The 19395-nt window shown below is 52.6% G+C and carries 15 protein-coding genes; 13 read left to right on the top strand and 2 right to left on the bottom strand.

The features are described from left to right. Positions 1-119 precede the first annotated feature (119 nt). From QOS46_RS07940 to guaA, 8 genes are all read left to right on the top strand, one after another. A complete protein-coding gene (locus QOS46_RS07940) occupies positions 120-1196 on the top strand; it encodes a carbamoyl phosphate synthase small subunit (RefSeq protein WP_283608753.1) in 1077 nt (358 codons plus the stop codon). Next, positions 1193-4411, top strand: coding sequence for a carbamoyl-phosphate synthase large subunit (carB, locus tag QOS46_RS07935; RefSeq protein WP_283608752.1), 3219 nt, complete (start codon positions 1193-1195; stop codon positions 4409-4411). The genes QOS46_RS07940 and carB overlap by 4 nt, the downstream gene beginning before the upstream one ends. A 408-nt stretch (positions 4412-4819) precedes the next feature. Next, a complete protein-coding gene (gene purC, locus QOS46_RS07930; RefSeq protein ID WP_283608751.1) occupies positions 4820-5524 on the top strand; it encodes a phosphoribosylaminoimidazolesuccinocarboxamide synthase in 705 nt (234 codons plus the stop codon). A gap of 43 nt (positions 5525-5567) precedes the next feature. After that, positions 5568-7019, top strand: a complete 1452-nt coding sequence (gene purF / locus QOS46_RS07925; RefSeq protein WP_283608750.1) for an amidophosphoribosyltransferase — start codon at positions 5568-5570, stop codon at positions 7017-7019. A 93-nt stretch (positions 7020-7112) separates the two neighbouring features. Then, positions 7113-8543, top strand: coding sequence for an adenylosuccinate lyase (purB, locus tag QOS46_RS07920; protein ID WP_283608749.1), 1431 nt, complete (start codon positions 7113-7115; stop codon positions 8541-8543). A 154-nt stretch (positions 8544-8697) separates the two neighbouring features. Next, positions 8698-9975 (top strand): adenylosuccinate synthase, encoded by a 1278-nt coding sequence (locus tag QOS46_RS07915; protein WP_283608748.1) that lies wholly within the window; start codon positions 8698-8700, stop codon positions 9973-9975. A gap of 271 nt (positions 9976-10246) precedes the next feature. Then, positions 10247-12076, top strand: coding sequence for a glutamine--fructose-6-phosphate transaminase (isomerizing) (gene glmS, locus QOS46_RS07910; protein WP_283608747.1), 1830 nt, complete (start codon positions 10247-10249; stop codon positions 12074-12076). Between the two features lie 26 nt (positions 12077-12102). Then, complete coding sequence (gene guaA, locus QOS46_RS07905) at positions 12103-13638, top strand: glutamine-hydrolyzing GMP synthase (protein ID WP_283610805.1); 1536 nt, start codon at positions 12103-12105, stop codon at positions 13636-13638. A gap of 214 nt (positions 13639-13852) precedes the next feature. Here the strand turns inward: guaA and QOS46_RS07900 are convergent, their stop codons facing one another. Next, positions 13853-14374, bottom strand: coding sequence for a helix-turn-helix domain-containing protein (locus QOS46_RS07900; protein ID WP_283608746.1), 522 nt, complete (start codon positions 14372-14374; stop codon positions 13853-13855). Positions 14375-14687: 313 nt separating this feature from the next. On the opposite strand from QOS46_RS07900, the gene QOS46_RS07895 reads away from it, so the two are divergent. The 5 genes from QOS46_RS07895 (at position 14688) to QOS46_RS07875 (ending at position 19077) form a co-directional block, all read left to right on the top strand. Continuing rightward, the gene (locus tag QOS46_RS07895) at positions 14688-14876 is read left to right on the top strand and encodes a DNA-binding protein (protein WP_456298795.1); all 189 of its coding nucleotides are present in this window, start codon (positions 14688-14690) and stop codon (positions 14874-14876) included. Beyond that, positions 14876-15958: a site-specific integrase gene (locus tag QOS46_RS07890; protein ID WP_283608744.1), complete on the top strand. Its 1083-nt coding sequence runs from the start codon at positions 14876-14878 to the stop codon at positions 15956-15958. The genes QOS46_RS07895 and QOS46_RS07890 overlap by 1 nt, the downstream gene beginning before the upstream one ends. Before the next feature lie 5 nt (positions 15959-15963). Then, complete coding sequence (locus QOS46_RS07885) at positions 15964-16287, top strand: plasmid mobilization protein (protein ID WP_283608743.1); 324 nt, start codon at positions 15964-15966, stop codon at positions 16285-16287. Beyond that, a complete protein-coding gene (locus QOS46_RS07880; RefSeq protein WP_283608742.1) occupies positions 16287-17474 on the top strand; it encodes an AAA family ATPase in 1188 nt (395 codons plus the stop codon). Before QOS46_RS07885 ends, QOS46_RS07880 begins: the two co-directional genes overlap by 1 nt. A gap of 475 nt (positions 17475-17949) precedes the next feature. After that, a complete protein-coding gene (locus QOS46_RS07875; protein WP_283608741.1) occupies positions 17950-19077 on the top strand; it encodes a plasmid recombination protein in 1128 nt (375 codons plus the stop codon). 56 nt (positions 19078-19133) lie between these two features. Here QOS46_RS07875 and QOS46_RS07870 read toward each other — a convergent pair whose 3' ends face one another. After that, entirely contained in the window at positions 19134-19379 is a 246-nt protein-coding gene (locus QOS46_RS07870; protein WP_283608740.1) for a helix-turn-helix domain-containing protein, read from the bottom strand. Positions 19380-19395 lie beyond the last annotated feature (16 nt).

Below are 19395 nucleotides of genomic sequence, written 5' to 3'. Positions count from 1 at the left end.
GGGCTTACCGGCGGGGTTTGGCCGCCGACAACAAGCCGGGACCTTTCCCCGTGCTGTGGCAAGTCGCGCGCTGCCGCAGTGACCGTAAATTAGCGGCGCGAAGAAATGGTGGGTTTAGCGTGAAAGCATTATTACTGTTAGAAAACGGGATGACCTTTGAGGGTCAGGGCTTTGGAGAGCCCCGCGATGTGCTGTGTGAGGTAGTATTTAACAGCGCAATGTGCGGGTACACCGAGCTGCTTACAGACCCCAGCTATGCAGGCCAGGGTGTTGTGATGACTTACCCCATGATCGGAAACTACGGAATCTGCTATGAGGACGCGGAGGCCGATCACCCCTGGGTGGAAGCGTTTATCGTTCACTCTGTTTCCGGGATCGCCAGCAATTTTCGCTGTGATATCGATCTGGACGGATACTTGAAAAACAACCGAATTCCCGGAATCAGCGGGATTGACACCCGTGCGCTCACCCGCTGCCTGCGGGAGAGCGGTACGATGCGTGGCATGATCTGCTTCGGCGATTCAATCGACCGTGAGGAAATGAAGCGCAAAATTGCCGCGCATGTTGTGCCGAACGGCGTTTCACTGGTGAGTACCAGAGAACCGCGCGATTATGGCAATGGTTCGGTCAAGGTGGCGCTGCTTGATTATGGAACCAAGCAGAATATCATTCGCTCGCTCACCCGCCGCGGCTGCACCGTGCGCCGCTTCCCGAATGACGCGTCTTTGGAAGAAATCAAGGCGTGGAATCCGGACGGTGTGATGCTTTCCAACGGCCCCGGGGATCCGCAGGCCTGCGTAAAAGAGGTGGCGGAGCTGCGCCGCGTTTACCAGAGTGGTATCCCCACCTTCGCTATCTGTATGGGGCACCAGCTGATGGCGCTTGCGCAGGGCGCAAATACGTACAAGCTCAAATACGGCCACCGCGGCATCAACCATCCGGTCAAAGAGCTGAAGACCAACCGCGTATATATTACCTCGCAGAATCACGGCTATGTGGTAGACGCGGGCACAATTGATTCTTCCGTTGCCGAGGTCAGCTATGTGAGCATGAACGACCAGAGCGTGGAGGGCCTTGACTATAAGAACGGCCGCGTGTTCTCTGTGCAGTTCCATCCGGAGGCCTGCTCCGGCCCGCTCGACACAGGCTTTTTATTCGACAGATTTATGGATTTGATGGGAGGGGGCCGCGTATGAGCAAGCTTGACAGCATTCAGAAGGTACTAATTATCGGTTCCGGCCCGATCGTGATCGGTCAGGCCGCCGAGTTCGACTATGCGGGCACACAGGCCTGCCGTGCTCTGCGAGAGGAAGGCGTTGAGGTTATCCTCGTCAATTCCAACCCCGCGACGATCATGACGGATGGAGAAATCGCCGACAAGGTCTATATCGAGCCGCTGACCATTGACACCTTGAAAAAGGTGATTCTGAAGGAACGGCCCGACAGTGTTCTGCCTACCCTTGGCGGTCAGAACGCGCTGAACCTTGCGGTAGAGCTGGAGGAATCCGGCTTTCTGGTGGAGCATAACGTCAAAATGATCGGTACCAATGCCGACACCATCCGCATGGCGGAGGATCGCGAGCTGTTCAAGGAAGCCATGGCCCGCATTCAGCAGCCCTGCGCAGAAAGCGAAATCGCCGAAACAGTGGAGGACAGCCTGCTGATCGCAAAGCGCATCGGCTACCCCGTAGTGGTGCGCCCCGCGTACACGCTCGGCGGCAGCGGCGGCGGCATCGCCTATACCGAAGAGCAGCTCCACGCGATTGCCTCTATGGGCCTGCACCGCAGCCGTGTGAATCAGGTACTCATTGAGCGCTGCATCTCCGGCTGGAAGGAAATCGAGTACGAGGTGATCCGCGACGGCAACGGCAACTGCATTACCGTCTGCAATATGGAAAACTTTGACCCTGTTGGCGTTCATACCGGCGATTCCATCGTCGTCGCGCCCTGCCAGACTTTGGCGGATAAAGAAATCCAGATGCTGCGCAGCGCGTCGATTGCCATTATCAACGAGCTGAGGGTGGAGGGCGGCTGCAATGTGCAGTTTGCGCTGAACCCCGAAAGCTTTGAATACTGTGTCATCGAGGTGAACCCCCGCGTCAGCCGTTCCTCCGCGCTGGCCTCGAAAGCGACGGGCTACCCGATTGCGAAGGTTGCCTCTAAAATTGCGCTTGGCTATACGCTCGACGAGATTCAGAACGCGATTACGAAAAAAACCTACGCCTGCTTTGAGCCGACGCTCGATTACTGCGTTGTGAAAATTCCGAAGTGGCCGTTTGATAAATTCGTTCACGCCCGCCGCAGCCTTGGCACACAGATGAAGGCTACCGGCGAGGTGATGGGCATCGCCCCCACCTTTGAGGCGGCTCTGATGAAAGCCATTCGCTGTTTGGAGCAGAATATGTATGATCTGACCGACGCGGAGCTTGACGGCATTTCAGATCTGGATGTTTCCGAGCGCATCCACGCGGTGGATGACCGCCGCCTGTTTGCGGTGGCAGAAGCGCTGCGCCGCGGCTTCGCGATGGAAAAAATCCACAGTGTAACGAAGATAGACCGCTGGTTTTTACAGAAGCTTCAGTCTATTATTGCTGTGGAAAAACGCCTTGCAAATGAGCCGATGAGCAAGGAATTGCTTCGGAAGGCCAAGTCGTTCGGCTTCCTGGATGAAACAGTCGCGAAGTTTTCCGGTATCAGTATTGAGGAAATTCGCGAGCTGAAACAACAGTGGGAAATCCGCCCGGTTTATAAAATGGTTGATACCTGCGCCGCGGAGTTCGAGGCCGAAACGCCGTACTATTATTCGAGCTATGGCGACGAAAACGAGCTGCACGCAGAAAGCGGCCGCAAAAAGATTATGGTAATTGGTTCCGGCCCCATCCGCATCGGTCAGGGCATTGAGTTTGACTTCTGCTCCGTCCACAGTGTGTGGGCGCTGAAAAAGCTGGGCTTTGAGACCATTATTGTGAACAATAACCCCGAAACGGTCAGCACGGATTTCGATATTGCCGATAAACTGTACTTCGAGCCCTTGACTCCGGAGGACGTTTGGCATATTGTAGAACTGGAAAAGCCCGACGGAGCTGTGGTACAGTTCGGCGGTCAGACTGCCATCAAGCTGGCGGGTGCCATTGAAAAAATGGGCGTTCCGCTGCTTGGCACCAGCTTTAACAGCATTGACGAAGCGGAAGACCGCGAGCGGTTCGACGCGATTCTGGCACAGTGTGGCATTCCGCATGCTGCGGGCCGCATGGTGTTTACCTGCGAAGAGGCGCTGAAAGCGGCTCACGAGCTGGGCTACCCGGTGCTGGTTCGCCCGTCCTATGTGCTGGGCGGCCAGGGGATGGACATTGCTTATAGTGATGACGATATCCGCGAGCAGATCAGCATCATTAATACCATCGCGCAGGAGCACCCCATTCTGGTGGACAAGTACCTGATGGGCACCGAGGTGGAGGTCGACGCCGTCTGCGACGGAATCGACACCGTGATCCCCGGTATTATGCAGCACGTGGAGCGCGCGGGCGTTCACTCCGGCGACAGTATCTCGGTTTACCCGGCGCAGAGCCTTTCGAAGCAGGTGGAGGACACGATTGTGGATTACACCCGCAAGCTGGCGTTGGCGCTGAAGGTAAAGGGACTGTTAAACATCCAGTTTATCGTCAAGGATGAGCAGGTGTATATTATTGAGGCGAATCCCCGTTCCTCCAGAACAGTGCCTTATATCAGCAAAATTACCGACATCCCGATCGTGCACCTGGCGGTGCGCACCTTCTTCGGTGAAACGCTGCCGCAAATGGGCTATCAGTACGGCCTGCAGCCGAGCAAGGCCTTGATCGCCATCAAGATGCCTGTATTCTCGTTTGAAAAGTTGTACGGCGCGGATGTGAATCTGGGGCCGGAAATGAAATCCACCGGCGAGGTTCTCGGCATTGCCAGAAGCTTCGAAGAAGCCATGATCAAGGCGTTCCAGGGTGCCGGCATGCATCTTTTGACCAACGGCAACGTGATCATCACCGTAAAGGATCAGGACAAGGAAGAGGTTCTGCCCATCGCCAAGGGGCTGAAGGAACTCGGCTGGACCATTTATTCCACCGAGGGAACCTCCCGCTATCTAAACGAGAACGGCATTACGAATGTGCGCCTGAACAAGGTGGGGGGAGAAACACCCGACATTCTGGACGTGATCCTATCCGGCACCATCGATCTTGTAATTAACACGCCCTCCAAAGGCGCCGAGCATCGCCGCGATGGATTCCTGATTCGCCGCAACACGGTAGAGGCCGGTATTCCGTGCCTGACCTCGCTCGATACCGCAAACGCGTTCCTGCGCTGCGTGCAGCACGTAGAGGACACGAACCTTTCCGTTGTAGATATCACGAAGGTTTCGTCCTTCCTGGTATTTTTATAACGAAAAGTATTGGAGTTTCAAGGCTCTCTCAGCCGTCGGCAGCTTTGCTGCCGGAAACGGCGTGAGGTTGTTATAACGAGAATTCAAAGCATTCTCGCCAGAAGCTGCGGGTATCATCCCGCTTCGAGTTTCAAGGCTCTCTCAGCCGTCGGCAGCTTTGCTGCCGGAAACGGCGTGAGGTTGTTATAACGAGAATCCAACGCATTCTCGCCAGAAGCTGCGAGTATCGTCCCGCTTCGAGTTTCAAGGCTCTCTCAGCCGTCGGCAGCTTTGCTGCCGGTAACGGCGTGAGGTTCTTATAAATCTGTTCGCCCGCGGGCAGCCTTGCCCGGCGGATCAATCATCACCGAACCGGCGCGGGTCTTTTCAAAAGGCCCACCGATTGAAACAAAACAGGGGGAAAGAATCATGCAAAAAGGGAAATTACTGTACGAGGGAAAAGCAAAGAGAGTTTACGCTACTGAGGATCCCACTTGCTACATTGTGGATTATAAAGACGACGCCACTGCATTTAATGGCCTGAAAAAGGGCACCATTGTGGGCAAGGGCGTGGTCAATAACCGTATGTCTAATTTCATGTTCCAAATGCTGGAAAAAGACGGCATCCCCACTCACTTTGTAAAAGAGCTGAGCGACCGTGAAACGCTGGTGAAGAAGGTAGAGATCGTTCCGCTTGAGGTGATCGTTCGCAATAAGGCGGCCGGCAGCCTTGCCAAACGCCTTGGCCTGGAAGAGGGCACTCCCATGCGTACCCCCGTGCTCGAATTCTGTTATAAGAACGACGAGCTCGGCGACCCGATGGTGAACGAATACCACATTCTGGCGGCTGATTTTGCCACCAAAGAAGAAGTTGATACCATCAGTGAGATGGCTCTGCACATCAATGAACTGATGTGTGAATTTTTCCGCTCGGTCAATATTGAGCTGATCGATTTCAAGCTGGAATTTGGCCGCTGCGACGGCAAAATTATACTGGCGGACGAGATTTCTCCCGATACCTGCCGCTTCTGGGATATTCATACCCATGAAAAGCTCGATAAGGATCGTTTCCGCCGTGACCTGGGCGGTGTAGAAGAAGCTTATGCCGAAGTGATGAAGCGCATTGGCCTGTAATTCTTTCAATACTTGTGTTAAGACTGATGAGGAGTTGAATTCGTTGACGAATTTTGAAGATACCTCCTGGAAGCCCCATGAGGAATGCGGGGTATTCGGAATTTACAGTAAAACCGGAAAAGAAATTCCGCCCGCTTACGCATGCTATAACGGCCTTTTGGCGCTGCAGCACCGGGGGCAGGAGAGCTGCGGCATCGCGGTAAACGACTGCGGTGTGATTTCTTATTTCAAAGATATGGGGCTGGTGTCCGAAGTGTTCAGCGACTCGATTCTGAATCGGCTGAACGGGCAAATCGCCCTTTCTCATGTACGGTATTCTACTTCGGGCGACAGTGTGCGTGAAAATGCTCAGCCGCTTGTGATGCGCTATATCAAGGGCACGCTGGCAATTGCCCACAACGGCAATTTGACCAATGCCCACGCCCTGCGCCGCGAGCTGGAGAAAAACGGTTGTATTTTTCAAACCACCATCGATTCTGAGGTAATCGCGTATATGATTGCCCGGGAGCGGGTCGGTGCGGCCTCCATTGAGGAGGCCGTGTTCCGTGCCATGCAGAAGATTGAGGGCTCGTTCTCGCTGCTGGTTATGAGCCCCCAGAAGCTGATTGCGGTGCGCGACCCCAATGGGTTCCGCCCGCTGTGCATGGGCAAAATCGGCGAGGATATTGTGTTTGCTTCTGAAAGCTGCGCACTGGACGCGGCAGGTGCGGAATTTGTGCGTGACGTTCAGCCGGGCGAGTTGATTGCCGCCGGCCCCAGCGGGCTGAAATACCTGTACAATAAAGCTCCCGCCAAGCATTCGCTGTGTGTGTTCGAGTATATTTACTTTGCGCGCACCGACAGCAAAATCGACGGTCTCGGTGTGTATGAGGCCCGGAAAGAGGCGGGGCGTCTGCTGGCGCGCCAAAGCCCTGTGGATGCCGACGTAGTGATCGGCGTGCCGGAATCCGGCATAGACGCCGCCATCGGGTACAGCGAGGAATCCGGTATTCCGTATCAGAAGGGCATCGTTAAGAATTCCTATATTGGCCGCACCTTTATTAAGCCCACGCAGCTCGAGCGCGAGCGCAGTGTTCGCATTAAGCTCAACGCGCTGGAAAGCGAGGTGCGAGGCAAGCGTGTCGTGCTTCTCGACGACTCCATTGTGCGCGGCACCACCAGTGGGCGCATTGTTTCGATGCTGAAGGATGCCGGCGCCAAAGAGGTTCACCTTCGCATCAGTTCGCCGCCATTTCTGTGGCCCTGCTACTACGGTACGGATATTCCCACCAAGGATGAGCTGATCGCTGTTCAGCACACCGTGGAGGAAATTGCCGAGATGAATTTTGCGGATTCGCTGGCCTTTTTATCGCTGGACAGTTTGCCCCATATGCTCAAGGGCAGGTGTTCCGGCTACTGCGACGCGTGCTTCTCCGGGAGTTATCCGACGGAAATTCCGCAGGACATGATCGATCACAAGCCGCAAAGCTACTGTATGCCGATTCAGCGGCTGTAAATATAATCAATTCGCTTTCCAATGACTTTACGGGAAGAAATCAACGCTCTTTTTCAAAGTGAATGATTATAAATATGCTTGGAGGTTGCAGCATTGAAAAATACGTATGAATCCCCCTTGTCGGCGCGGTATGCCAGCGCCGAGATGAAATTTTTATTTTCGCCGGACAAAAAGTTCCGTACCTGGCGCCGCCTGTGGATTGCTCTGGCGGAATCGGAGATGGAGCTGGGCCTGCCGGTGACGCAGGAGCAGATTGATGAAATGCGCCGCTTTGCCGACGACATCAATTACGATGTGGCCGGGGAGCGCGAAAAGATCGTGCGCCACGATGTGATGGCCCATGTGTATGCTTACGGCGAGCAGTGCCCGAAGGCCCGCCCCATCATTCATTTGGGGGCTACCTCCTGCTATGTGGGAGACAACACCGATATTATCGTTATGACAGAAGCTCTGCGCCTGCTCCGCGACAAGCTCGTCGGCGTGATCCGTATTCTGTCGCACTTTGCGATGGAATACAGAGAACTGCCCACACTGGCGTTCACGCATTATCAGCCCGCTCAGCCTACCACTGTCGGCAAGCGCGCCACACTGTGGATTCAGGATCTTCTGATGGATCTGGAGGACGTGGAGTACCAGCTCGGCAAGGCAAAGCTGCTCGGCTCCAAAGGGACGACCGGAACACAGGCCAGCTTTTTGGAACTGTTTGACGGCGACTACGAGAAGGTGAAGGCGCTGGACGGTAAGATTGCGGAGAAGATGGGCTATTCAGCCTGCTTTGCCGTTTCCGGCCAGACATATTCAAGAAAGCTTGACAGCCAGATTCTCTCCATTTTGAGCGGAATCGCGCAGAGCGCCACCAAGTTTTCAAACGACATTCGCCTTTTGCAGCACATGAAGGAGATTGAAGAGCCCTTTGAGAAAGGGCAGATCGGTTCTTCCGCCATGGCCTATAAGCGCAACCCAATGCGCAGCGAGCGAATTGCGTCGCTGGCGCGCTACGTGATCGTTGACAGTCTGAACCCGGCCATTACGGCTGCTACCCAGTGGTTTGAGCGCACGCTCGACGATTCCGCGAACAAGCGTCTGAGTGTTCCCGAAGCGTTTCTGGCGATCGACGGAATTCTCGATTTGTACAGCAACGTGGCCGATGGTCTTGTGGTATACCCCAAGGTGATCGAGCAGCATCTGTTGCGCGAGCTGCCTTTTATGGCCACCGAGAACATCATGATGGATGCGGTCAAGCGCGGAGCGGACCGTCAGCAGCTGCATGAGCAAATTCGGGTGCATTCCATGGAGGCGGCCAAGGTGATCAAGGAGCAGGGCGGCGAAAATGATCTGCTCGACCGTATTGCGGCCGATCCGGCCTTCGGTGTTACGCGTGAGGAGCTGTCCGGCCTGGTAGACCCGTTGCAGTATACGGGCTGTGCCGCGGTACAAACTCTGGAATTCATCAATCAAGTGGTAAATTCCGTTCTGAAGGAATATGATTCCATAGAAATCAAAAAAGCAGAAATCAATTTGTAAACAAAACGTAAAATCCGTGGGCGCAGGAAAGAAAAACATAGGATTTTCAGGCGCTTTGTGGTATGATAATACAAGTTGATCCGCTGCCAAATGCAAGCCGCGGGCGGCGGAAAATATTGGCTGGTGCGGCACCGGCGGAGAGTGAGCAGTTCTGATGGTAAAAGCGATAGTAGGCGCCAATTGGGGCGATGAAGGAAAAGGGAAAATTACCGATGTCATGGCGGCGCAGTCCGACATTGTCATTCGGTACCAAGGCGGCAGCAATGCGGGCCATACCATTATCAACGAATATGGCAAATTCGCGCTGCACCAACTCCCCTCGGGCGTATTTTATGGCCACATCACCAACATCATCGGCAATGGCGTTGCACTGAGCGTGGAAAACCTCATTAAGGAGCTGGATTCCCTGCGGCAGCGCGGAGTTCCGGAGCCGAAGCTGATGGTTTCCGACCGAGTGCAGATTGTGATGCCCTACCATGTTGAAATGGATGCTTTGGAGGAAGCGCGTCTGTCCTCCAAATCCTTTGGTTCTACCAAATCCGGCATTGCGCCGTTTTATTCGGATAAATATGCGAAGATCGGTTTTCAGGTCAGTGAGCTGTACGATGACGAGGATCAGCTGAAAGAGAAAATTCAGCGGGTTCTGGATGTGAAAAACGCATTGTATCAGCATCTGTACCACAAAGAACCGCTGACGGTGGAATCCGTTTATGAAAAGCTGATGGAATACCGCCAGATGATCGAGCCCTATGTGGCGAATACATTTACCTTTTTGCATCAGGCGGTCAAAGAGGGCAAAACCATTTTGCTCGAAGGCCAGCTCGGTGCTTTGAAGGACCCGGATTTCGGCATTTACCCGATGGTGACCTCTTCCTCCACCTTGGCCGGTTACGGCGCTGTCGGTGCCGGTGTGCCGCCGTATGAGATCAAAGAGATCATCGCTGTGGTAAAGGCATATTCCAGCGCCGTGGGCGCGGGTGAGTTTGTCAGCGAAATCTTTGGCGACGAGGCCGACGAGCTGCGCAAACGCGGCGGCGACGGTGGTGAATACGGCGCTACAACGGGCCGTCCCCGCAGAATGGGCTGGCTTGATCTGGTGGCTTCGCGCTATGGCTGTGAGGTGCAGGGCGCTACCAGTGTGGCTCTGACTGTGATTGACGTGCTGGGGTATCTTAAAGAGATTCCCGTTTGCGTGGCCTATGAGCTCGACGGCAAGCAGATTGACTATTTCCCGCCGGCTTCTCAGCTGCGCCGGTGCAAACCGGTGCTGAAAATGATGCCTGGCTGGGGCTGCGATCTGCGTGGTATTACCCGTTACGAAGATCTTCCCGAAAACGCGCGCCGCTACATTGAATTTGCGGAAGAGCAAATTGGGGTTCCGGTGAAAATTGTGTCGAACGGGCCTTCCCGCAGCGATATTATCTATCGGTGATTGCAGGGGATTGTTCCTTCGCTTTCAAAACGCAAGAGAGTTTAAAGAGGAATCACTCTAGGTTCCTCTTGGGGATTTTCTAAAATGAAAAGCGTCAACTCGAAAAAACGGTTGGCGCTTCTTCCTATTTTTAATTCCTTTCTTGCTGCGTTCACTTGGAAAGTGATTTAGCATAAAAACGGCAATTTTTCGCCAAAGGTGAAAGAAGAAATCAACAGCCTTTTACAGTTGTATGAAATGATATTACAGGGAAAGAAAGGTGGCATTTATCATGTGTGGAATCGTTGGCTATATCGGCGGTGACCAGGCGGCGCCCATTTTGTTAAACGGTTTGGAAAAGCTGGAATACCGCGGATATGATTCCGCAGGAATGGCAGTATATACAGGGGACGCGCTGCGCGTTGTGAAAAGCAAGGGCCGCCTGCAGGTGCTGAATGACCTGGTGGACGGCGGCAAAGCGCTGCAGGGCACTGTGGGAATCGGCCATACCCGCTGGGCAACCCACGGCAGGCCCTCCGATGTAAACTCTCATCCGCAGGTGAGCAATTCCGGAAAGTTTGCAGTGGTGCATAACGGCATCATTGAAAATTACCAGGAAATCAAAAATAAGCTGATGAAAAAGGGTGTCAACTTCGTTTCTGAAACAGATACCGAGGTTGTGGCTCAGCTGCTTGAATATTATTACGATGGCGACATTCTCGACGCGTTTATCCGTGTGATTTCGCGTTTGCAGGGTTCTTACGCACTCGGTATGCTGTGTGTGGATGACCCAGATAAGCTGTATGCGGTGCGCAAAGACAGCCCGCTTGTGGTTGGCCTTGGCGAGCACGAGAACTATGTTGCATCCGATATTCCCTCCATACTGAACCGCACCCGCGATTTCTATCGCCTAAAGGACAACGAGATTGTCGAGCTGTCCCGCGACGGCGTGCGGATCTGCAATATGGAGAAGGAACCCATTGAAAAAGAGCTGGTTCACGTCGACTGGGACCTCTCCGTTGCGGAAAAGGGCGGCTATGAACACTTTATGTTCAAAGAGATCATGGAGCAGCCGAAGGCGCTGCGCGACACGATTTCTCCCCGCCTCAAGGACGGCCGCATTGTGCTTGACAATGTGACCCTCACTGCGGAGCAGCTCCAAAAATTCAACCGTATCAGCATCGTGGCCTGCGGTTCTGCGTACCATGTTGGCGTGGTTGCAAAGTATGTCATTGAAAAGCTGACCCGTATCCCGGTAGAGGTGGATGTTGCGTCTGAGTTCCGTTACCGCCACCCGATCCTTGACGGCAATTCGCTCGTCATCGTGATCAGCCAGTCCGGAGAAACGGCAGATACACTTGCGGCTCTGCGCGAGGCAAAGCGCCTTGGCGCGCGCATCATTTCCATTGTGAATGTGGTGGGCAGCTCCATTGCCAACGATTCCGACGATGTTCTGTACACCTGGGCCGGCCCTGAAATCGCGGTCGCGACGACAAAGGCATACAGCACGCAGCTTGCGGTCGTTTATCTGCTGGCCATCTATATGGCAGATCTGCTTGGCCGCCTCACGCCGGAAGAATATGCAGACTATGTCAAAGAGCTGCAGGAGCTGCCGGATAAAGTGGAGAAGTCTTTGGAAAACAAAGAGAATATTCAGTATTTTGCATCGAAGCATTTCAGCGCAAAGGATATTTTCTTCATTGGTCGCAATCTGGACTACGCAATCTCTCTGGAAGGTTCTTTGAAGCTGAAGGAGATTTCATACATTCATTCGGAGGCCTATGCCGCCGGCGAGCTGAAGCATGGCACCATCTCTCTGATGGAAGAGGGCACGCTCGTCGTGGCCATCGCCACGCATCAGCAGCTGCTGGAGAAAATGATGAGCAATGTGATCGAGGTTCGAAGCCGCGGTGCTGTGGTGCTCGGCCTGACTACCGAGGAAAACGCCGAAGAAATCGGCAAAGATGTGGATTTCCTGTTCTCGGTGCCGACCGCTTGTGAGATTATGCGGCCATCCCTTGCGGTGATCCCGCTGCAGCTGTTCTCGTATTATATGGCGTCGATGAAGGGCTGCGATATTGATAAGCCGCGCAATCTGGCAAAATCCGTGACTGTGGAATAACTGAGGAATAGGGGAGTTTTATGACGATTCATAACGAGGCTGTTTTAATTTTGGATTTCGGCGGACAGTACAGCCAGCTGATCGCGCGCCGTGTGCGCGACCTGAAGGTATACTGCGAAATCAAATCGTACAAAACGCCGATTGAGGAGATTCGGAGCGCAGGCTATAAGGGGATTATTTTTACCGGTGGCCCCAACAGCGCATATGCTCCCGGAGCGCCCGGCTGCGAAAAGGAGATTTTCGAGCTTGGAATTCCGGTTTTGGGAATTTGCTACGGGGCGCAGCTGATGGCCTACAAGCTGGGCGGCAAGGTAGAGCCCTCTACTGTGAAGGAATACGGAAAAACTCCGGTGGAGTTCGATCTTTCTTCGGAGCTGTTTCACGGTGTGGAGCAAACCAGCGTGTGCTGGATGAGCCATACCGATAAAATTGTTGATCTGCCCGAAGGGTTTACGGCGCGTGCCAAAAGCCGCGCCTGCCCTGTTGCGGCGATGGACAACGCAGAGAAGAAGCTGTACGCCGTACAGTTCCACCCTGAGGTGGAACATACGGTACAGGGCAACGAGTACCTCAAAAACTTCCTGTATCTTGTCTGCGGCTGTGCCGGCGATTGGCGTATGGATGCCTTTGCGGCGGAAACCATCCGCCAGATCAAAGAGCGAGTCGGTGATAAAAAGGTGCTTTGCGCGCTCTCCGGCGGCGTGGATTCCTCTGTGGCCGCGGTGCTGGTGCACAAGGCGATCGGTAAAAACCTGACCTGTATCTTTGTAGATCATGGCCTGCTCCGCAAAGACGAGGGCGATCAGGTGGAGAAGGTGTTTCGCAAACAGTTCGACATGAACCTGATTCGCGTTAACGCCGAAGACCGCTTTTTGTCGCGCCTGGCCGGTGTGTCTGAGCCGGAAACAAAGCGCAAGATCATCGGCGAGGAGTTTATCCGCGTTTTTGAGGAAGAGGCCAGAAAGCTTGGCCACATGGATTTCCTGTGCCAGGGCACGATTTATCCCGATGTTGTTGAAAGCGGTGTGGGTGAAGCAGCAGTCATTAAGAGCCACCACAACGTAGGCGGCCTGCCGGAGGACATTGGCTTTACCGGTCTCGTGGAGCCTCTGCGCGACCTGTTTAAGGACGAGGTTCGCCGCGTCGGTCTGGAGCTGGATATCCCCGAGTTCCTCGTCTGGCGTCAGCCGTTCCCGGGCCCGGGCCTTGCGATCCGCGTGCTGGGCGACATTACAAAGGACAAGCTCGACCTTCTGCGCGATGCCGACGCGATTTTCCGTGAGGAAATTGCTGCTGCCGGTCTTGACAGAAAGATCAGCCAGTATTTCGCGGTGCTCACCGGCATGCAGAGCGTCGGCGTGATGGGCGACGGACGCACCTACGATTATACCGTTGCGCTGCGCGGCGTGACCACCACCGACTTTATGACGGCGGACTGGGCCAGAATTCCGTACGATGTGCTGGCGAAGGTTTCAAACCGTATCATCAACGAGGTGAGCGGCGTCAACCGCATTGTGTACGATATTACCTCTAAGCCCCCGGCAACCATTGAGTGGGAATAATTAACGAAGCCCCAAAAGTCTTGAAATCTCAGGACTTTTGGGGCTTATTTTCACCATTTGATAGCAGATTGATAGCAGAAGCCATTTCTCGGTTTACTCTGTTTACTCCTGTATAGCAGGTGGTTTGCAGGTAAATCTGGATTTATCCTATAAAACGGTCTTGCTGACTTTGAAAAGTCGGCAAGACCGTTTTTGTGTGTCTGAAAAAAGGTACTTATTTCTTCTTTTTTGCGGCTTTTACGATGGCATCGCTGAGTTCTTGAGATGGAACCTTTATCCACCGCTGTGTGGTGTCAAATTCGGGGTATCTGTACCGCCACTGGTCGTATTGCTCTTTGGAAATCTCCCCTGCTTCCAGCTTTGCAGCTTGTTCCCGCCAAGCATAAAGCATTTTGAGCATATCGTCAAAAGTTCGACCTCTGGATTTATCCAGGCGCAAACATATTTCACCGTCAAATTCGCCGACACGTAGGCCGCGCAAATCCTCAAGCGCAAACAGGGTGTGCATCAGGCCAATATCGCTGTCAATATCAGGTACAGCCAAAGCCTGTGGGCAAACGTCCAAGACATTCGCAAGGTCGGAAGTCATGCTTTCTTTCGGCGTCCGAGCACCCGATTCATATTGCGCCATGCGAACATCAGCCGTCTTTTCGGTGAAGCCGATGGCCATTCCAAGATACTTCTGCGTCATGCCGCGCAGATTGCGGATAAACCTGATTCTTTCACCGATTGCCATAGCATCGTCCCCTGTTCATAAGTAATTGACTTCTGGCATGAGTATAGCATATATGTTTAAGGATAGTCAAGAGAAACTTAAATAAAAAAGTTAAGGATTATCTTGAAAACCGCTTGACTTAACGGAATAGTGTTAGTATAATGAAGGTAACTTAAATAAATATAGTTAAGTTTGGCGAAATGACCGTCGCGCGTCACGGTAATGGCGCGTCCGCCCGGGCGAATCGGATGGCGGCCAGAAAGTAATTCCGACACGAAAGAAATCACTATGCCCAAAAGGGTCATAAAAAGGAGGTTATTCAGTGGCAGGACAAATGTTTTTACGAGTTGAGGAAGTTGCGGAGGAATTGGGAGTTTCCAAGCCCTATGCCTATAAGCTAATCCGTTCCATGAACGCGGAACTGAAAAAGACCGGCTGCATCACGATCTCTGGCCGAATCGACAGGAAGTTTTTCTATGAGAAGTTTTATGGAACCCGCGACCAGCGAGAAAGGAGTATCTGATGGCAGCATTTAAGAATTACGATAATGGCACATGGTACGTGCAATTCCGCTACACCGACTGGAAGGGCGAGCGGCAGCAGAAGTTGAAACGTGGCTTCACCACCAAGAAGGAGGCGCAGGCGTGGGAGCGGGAGTTTCTCCAGCAAAAGCAGGCAGATGTGAACATGACCTTTGAGAGCTTTGTTCAGCTTTACGAAAAGGACATCAAACCCAAGCTGAAATTGAACACATGGCTGACCAAGGACAGCATCATCCAAAAGAAAATTCTTCCTTATTTTAGGAAACGTAAGCTATCTGAGATTACGGCAAAGGACATTATCGACTGGCAAAATGAAATACGGGAACTGACGGATACAAAGGGAAAGCATTACTCCCTGACCTATCTAAAAACAGTTCATAACCAGCTTAGCTGCATTTTCAACCATGCCATCCGATACTATGGCCTGCAACTCAACCCTGCGCAGAGGGCGGGCAATATGGGGACAGAGGAACGCCGGGAAATGCTCTTTTGGACAAAGGAAGAATATGAAAGGTTTTCCGATGCCATGATGGATAAACCCATGTCCTACTACGCCTTTGAGATGCTTTACTGGTGCGGAATCCGAGAGGGTGAGCTTCTGGCGCTCACCCCGGCAGACTTCGACTTTGAAAACGAGACGGTGCGCATCAACAAATCCTACCAACGGCTAAAAGGACAGGATGTAATCACAACGCCCAAAACCAAAAAGAGCAATCGTATCATAACGATGCCGCAGTTTTTGTGTGCCGAAATGCAGGACTATCTTAAGCAGTTTTACAACGTGGAGCCGGATAGCCGAATTTTCCCCATCAGCAAACATTATCTTCATCACGAGATGGATAGAGGAACCAAGGAAACCGGAGTAAAGCGGATCAGAATCCATGATTTGAGACACAGCCACATAAGTTTGTTGATTGATATGGGCTTTACAGCTCTGGCGATTGCCGACCGCGTGGGTCATGAGAGCATCGACATTACGTATCGTTATGCACATTTGTTTCCCACGCGGCAGACGGAAATGGCGGAAAAACTGGATGTTCAAAGAACCGGGAAAGGAGTTTGAATACTATGTCACTAAAAAGTTTAGACAATAAAGGGCGCTGGCGCAACAAGACTGTGGCGTTCCGCGTATCACCGCAGGAAGATGCGCGGATTGAGACCGCCGTTCGTCTTTCCGGCCTGACCAAGCAGGATTATATCGTCCGGCGGCTGCAATGCTTGGATATTGTGGTGCAGGGCAATCCCCGTGTGTATAAAGCCCTCCGTAATCAGCTTTCCGCCGTGCTGGAAGAATTACAGCGCATTGCTTCCGGCGAACAGATTGATGATGACTTGCTGGATACGATTCAGCTTGTCACTAAAACGATGGATGGCTTGAAGGAGGAGTGCTAATGGGCGAAACCAAAGAAAAAGTGACTGCCCTGTATTCGCCTGCGGTAACAGGCGAGGGGCAATCACCATCGCTAAAACTTGAAATTAGTATACCTGAAGATGAGGCAAAAATCAATGATAATTTCGAGGACGATTATATAAGAGAGTATTTTCGAATAATGAACAATCCCGATTATCTGCACACCGTTTCCCTCACAGAGCTATATGACACAGTTTACCAGCCGAGGGCGCAGGTGATTGACGGACTGTTATGCTCCGGCGCATACCTGTTCGCCGGAGCACCTAAGGTCGGCAAGTCCTTCTTCATGGCACAGCTTGGCTATTATGTGAGCGGCGGTATTCCCCTATGGGAGTACGCCGTCCACAAAGGCAGCGTCCTCTATCTTGCGCTTGAGGATGACTATGCGCGGCTGCAAAAGCGGCTGTCGCGGATGTTTGGTATGGACAGCATAGATAATTTCTATTTTGCTACTCACGCCAAAAATGTGAGCGAAGGGTTGGACGGTCAGCTCAAAAAATTCGTGAGTGAGCATCCCGATACGAGACTCATTATCATCGACACTTTGCAAAAGGTACGTGAGGTCGGTGGCGAAAAATACAGCTACGCCAGCGACTATGAAATTGTGACCAAGCTCAAGCAATTTGCAGACCATCACAATGTCTGCGTTATACTCGTCCATCACACGCGAAAGCAATCGGCGGGCGATTCCTTTGATACCATATCCGGCACAAACGGTCTGCTTGGCGCAGCGGATGGCGCGTTCATTATGCAAAAGGAAAAACGCACGGAAAACAAGGCCGTGTTGGAAATCGTCGGCAGAGATCAGCAGGATCAAAAATTGCATCTTCTCTTTGACCGTGATCGTTGTTTATGGCAGTTGACCGATAAGGAAACGCAGCTTTGGAAAGAGCCGCCTGATCCGATACTTGAGGCCGTTGCTCGTCTCGTAACGGATGTCGCTCCGAGTTGGAGCGGCAGCGTAACGGATGTCGCTCCGAGTTGGAGCGGCAGCGCAACGGAGTTGATTGATGGATTGGATAGGATGGATATTCAGCCAAATGTTCTGACACGAAAATTAAACATCGAGGCGGATAGGTTGTGGAACGAATATGGCATCCGATATGAGAGCAGCCGTACCCATGCCGGAAGGACGATCAAGCTGACGCTGGACAACTCCCACGCGTGACGATGGTGACGGTCGTGTCGATATTTTCGGGAATGGCGGCGGTATCAAAAATACCGTCACTATCGTCACGACCGACACGGGGAGCGGGCGCAAAGTCAAGGGGGCATACCTGCGGGTGGAGATTGCCGCACCGAGGTCCCCGGCGAAACGAAGTTTCGTTGGGGTGGAAAGCAATACAACCCGGACCCCTTGACGCCGCGCCACGGACAACACTCGCCAGCGAAGGGATGGTAGCGCCATTCCTTCTGCCTAGCGGCGAGTGAAATAAAGTTTAGGGAAGCCGTGCGGCCGCCCTTTTCAAAGGGCGATGAGTACTGGGGAGCCGTCCGCAGACGGCGGGGCAAAGCCCCTTCCACCCCGTAGGGCGCAAGGGCGCTTTTGATACGTAGTGTCAAAAGCGCTTTTGCGTTACTTTTGAAAAAAGTAACAAAACCCCGGCTCGCGCCGGATACCTGCCGAAAAGAAGGAGGATGTAATGAAGCGTACGATAAGCGTCATGCTCGGCAAAGGTTCTGTCAATCACAACAGCCGCTTATTCAAGGCGACTAATATAGATGCCGAGCGAACCCAGTTAAACATTTCATATTGCAACACACCTATCAAAGATGTCTACCACGAACTTTTTGATGAGGCGCTCCAAAGATATAATGTCAAGCAAAAACGCGCCGACCGCTGCATTAATGATTACTACGAAAAAATTCGGACGGGCAAACAGGAGAAGCTCTTCTATGAGATTATATTTCAAGTGGGAAACAAAGAAAATATGGCCGCAGAGAGCGAGGATGGTCAGCTTGCAGCAAAGGTTCTCGATGACTTCATGCAGAGCTTTCAGGATCGAAATCCGCACCTGAAAGTCTTCTCCGCACATCTCCACATGGACGAGGCTACGCCCCACCTGCATATAGATTTTGTGCCATTCATCACAGGCAGCAAACGCGGACTGGACACCCGCGTGTCACTCAAACAGGCACTTGCAGCGCAGGGATTCACTGGTGGCACCCGTGGTGATACCGAATGGAGCCAGTGGGTCAAATCCGAAAAGGAACAGTTCTCGCAGGTGATGGAGCGCCACGGTATCGAGTGGGAACAACTTGGCACTCACGATGAGCATTTGAGCGTCATGGATTACAAAAAAGTACAACGGTCAAAGGAAGTCGCTTCTCTGGAAGAAACCATAGCAAAGCTACAAAATAAGCAGGCCGATGTTCAGGCCGTTGAACAAATCGAGGCAAAAAATGTTCCTCTTTCCTCAAAGGTGATGCTTGAGAAGGTGGACTATAAAACACTTGTAACAGCGGCGCAGAAATATGTTGTCCAGGTGAAAAAAGAGCGAAAGCTCGAAAAGCTCTTGCAAGCCGCTGAAAAAACCATCGCCGGATTAAAGGCCAAAGTCGTGGAGCTGACGGAAACAATATCGTCGCTTACGAGGCAGCTTGACCAGTATCGCTCTGTCCGAGGGCAGCTCAATGTGGGGAGTTTACAGAAGGAAAATAAGGAGCTGAAGCAACGAAATAGTTTCTATAAATCATTTATTGAGCAACACGGTCTTGCTCATCTGCTTGGTAGGAACAAGGATCAACGGCAGACGAGGGATGCTCGATAATAATATGAGAATGATGATAGATTTAAGGCCGGGTTTGCGTTGCTGCGAACCCGGCCTTACTCTCTGCCCAAAAGCCAATCGACCGTAACATTTAATATGTCAGCTAAAGCGTTTAGCTCTAAGTCGGACACTGGACGCTTTTGCCCTTCCAGAAGTGAGAGTGCAGGGATGCTAATGTCAATTCCCGCTGTCTGCAATTTTGATAGAAGTTCCACTTGTTTCATACCAAGGTTTCCTCGCGCTTCGGCGACGCGAGCACCAATCATATTTCTATCGCCAAGCGGCAATTTGCGTTTTTTCATAACATCACCTCTGCCC

The sequence above is a fragment of the Faecalispora anaeroviscerum genome, from assembly GCF_947568225.1.
Taxonomy (GTDB): Bacteria; Bacillota; Clostridia; order Oscillospirales; family Acutalibacteraceae; genus Faecalispora; species Faecalispora anaeroviscerum.
This window is presented reverse-complemented; position numbering and strand designations above follow the sequence as displayed.

What these genes read in the sequence shown, in the direction of transcription:
- QOS46_RS07895 (WP_456298795.1), top strand. Translation starts at nt 14,688, where the DNA reads ATGTTTTTACGAGTTGAGGAAGTTGCGGAGGAATTGGGAGTTTCCAAG.
- glmS (WP_283608747.1), top strand. Translation starts at nt 10,247, where the DNA reads ATGTGTGGAATCGTTGGCTATATCGGCGGTGACCAGGCGGCGCCCATT.
- QOS46_RS07880 (WP_283608742.1), top strand. Translation starts at nt 16,287, where the DNA reads ATGGGCGAAACCAAAGAAAAAGTGACTGCCCTGTATTCGCCTGCGGTA.
- purC (WP_283608751.1), top strand. Translation starts at nt 4,820, where the DNA reads ATGCAAAAAGGGAAATTACTGTACGAGGGAAAAGCAAAGAGAGTTTAC.
- QOS46_RS07890 (WP_283608744.1), top strand. Translation starts at nt 14,876, where the DNA reads ATGGCAGCATTTAAGAATTACGATAATGGCACATGGTACGTGCAATTC.
- QOS46_RS07915 (WP_283608748.1), top strand. Translation starts at nt 8,698, where the DNA reads ATGGTAAAAGCGATAGTAGGCGCCAATTGGGGCGATGAAGGAAAAGGG.
- QOS46_RS07900 (WP_283608746.1), bottom strand. Translation starts at nt 14,374, where the DNA reads ATGGCAATCGGTGAAAGAATCAGGTTTATCCGCAATCTGCGCGGCATG.
- QOS46_RS07870 (WP_283608740.1), bottom strand. Translation starts at nt 19,379, where the DNA reads ATGAAAAAACGCAAATTGCCGCTTGGCGATAGAAATATGATTGGTGCT.
- QOS46_RS07885 (WP_283608743.1), top strand. Translation starts at nt 15,964, where the DNA reads ATGTCACTAAAAAGTTTAGACAATAAAGGGCGCTGGCGCAACAAGACT.
- carB (WP_283608752.1), top strand. Translation starts at nt 1,193, where the DNA reads ATGAGCAAGCTTGACAGCATTCAGAAGGTACTAATTATCGGTTCCGGC.
- QOS46_RS07875 (WP_283608741.1), top strand. Translation starts at nt 17,950, where the DNA reads ATGAAGCGTACGATAAGCGTCATGCTCGGCAAAGGTTCTGTCAATCAC.